We start from the raw sequence: 1,572 nt of genomic DNA, 5'->3' as shown, positions 1-1,572 counted from the left end.
TTTGGACGGAGAGTTCGATCCTGGCTCAGGATGAACGCTGGCGGCGCGCCTAACACATGCAAGTCGAACGGCACCTATCTTCGGATAGAAGCGAGTGGCGAACGGCTGAGTAACACGTGGAGAACCTGCCCCCTCCCCCGGGATAGCCGCCCGAAAGGACGGGTAATACCGGATACCCCGGGGTGCCGCATGGCACCCCGGCTAAAGCCCCGACGGGAGGGGATGGCTCCGCGGCCCATCAGGTAGACGGCGGGGTGACGGCCCACCGTGCCGACAACGGGTAGCCGGGTTGAGAGACCGACCGGCCAGATTGGGACTGAGACACGGCCCAGACTCCTACGGGAGGCAGCAGTGGGGAATCTTGCGCAATGGGGGGAACCCTGACGCAGCGACGCCGCGTGCGGGACGGAGGCCTTCGGGTCGTAAACCGCTTTCAGCAGGGAAGAGTCAAGACTGTACCTGCAGAAGAAGCCCCGGCTAACTACGTGCCAGCAGCCGCGGTAATACGTAGGGGGCGAGCGTTATCCGGATTCATTGGGCGTAAAGCGCGCGTAGGCGGCCCGGCAGGCCGGGGGTCGAAGCGGGGGGCTCAACCCCCCGAAGCCCCCGGAACCTCCGCGGCTTGGGTCCGGTAGGGGAGGGTGGAACACCCGGTGTAGCGGTGGAATGCGCAGATATCGGGTGGAACACCGGTGGCGAAGGCGGCCCTCTGGGCCGAGACCGACGCTGAGGCGCGAAAGCTGGGGGAGCGAACAGGATTAGATACCCTGGTAGTCCCAGCCGTAAACGATGGACGCTAGGTGTGGGGGGACGATCCCCCCGTGCCGCAGCCAACGCATTAAGCGTCCCGCCTGGGGAGTACGGCCGCAAGGCTAAAACTCAAAGGAATTGACGGGGGCCCGCACAAGCAGCGGAGCATGTGGCTTAATTCGAAGCAACGCGAAGAACCTTACCAGGGCTTGACATATGGGTGAAGCGGGGGAGACCCCGTGGCCGAGAGGAGCCCATACAGGTGGTGCATGGCTGTCGTCAGCTCGTGTCGTGAGATGTTGGGTTAAGTCCCGCAACGAGCGCAACCCCCGCCGCGTGTTGCCATCGGGTGATGCCGGGAACCCACGCGGGACCGCCGCCGTCAAGGCGGAGGAGGGCGGGGACGACGTCAAGTCATCATGCCCCTTATGCCCTGGGCTGCACACGTGCTACAATGGCCGGTACAGAGGGATGCCACCCCGCGAGGGGGAGCGGATCCCGGAAAGCCGGCCCCAGTTCGGATTGGGGGCTGCAACCCGCCCCCATGAAGTCGGAGTTGCTAGTAATCGCGGATCAGCATGCCGCGGTGAATGCGTTCCCGGGCCTTGTACACACCGCCCGTCACACCACCCGAGTCGTCTGCACCCGAAGTCGCCGGCCCAACCGCAAGGGGGGAGGCGCCGAAGGTGTGGAGGGTGAGGGGGGTGAAGTCGTAACAAGGTAGCCGTACCGGAAGGTGCGGCTGGATCACCTCCTTTCTAGGGAGATAAATCTTCTAGAGAGATCAACTTAACTCGAATAGAGGGCAGGAGCCCGTCCGGT

Annotated in this window: 1 rRNA gene; it reads left to right on the top strand. The window is 64.3% G+C overall.

Annotated features, from left to right (window positions below):
* Positions 1-2: 2 nt before the first annotated feature.
* Positions 3-1,508: ribosomal RNA gene (locus AAAX77_RS09795) — 16S ribosomal RNA — on the top strand.
* Positions 1,509-1,572 lie beyond the last annotated feature (64 nt).

The organism is Collinsella sp. CLA-ER-H6 (assembly GCF_040092305.1).
Lineage (GTDB): Bacteria > Actinomycetota > Coriobacteriia > Coriobacteriales > Coriobacteriaceae > Collinsella.
The sequence above is the reverse complement of the archived record's forward strand: the minus strand, read 5'-3'. Positions and strand labels throughout refer to the sequence as shown.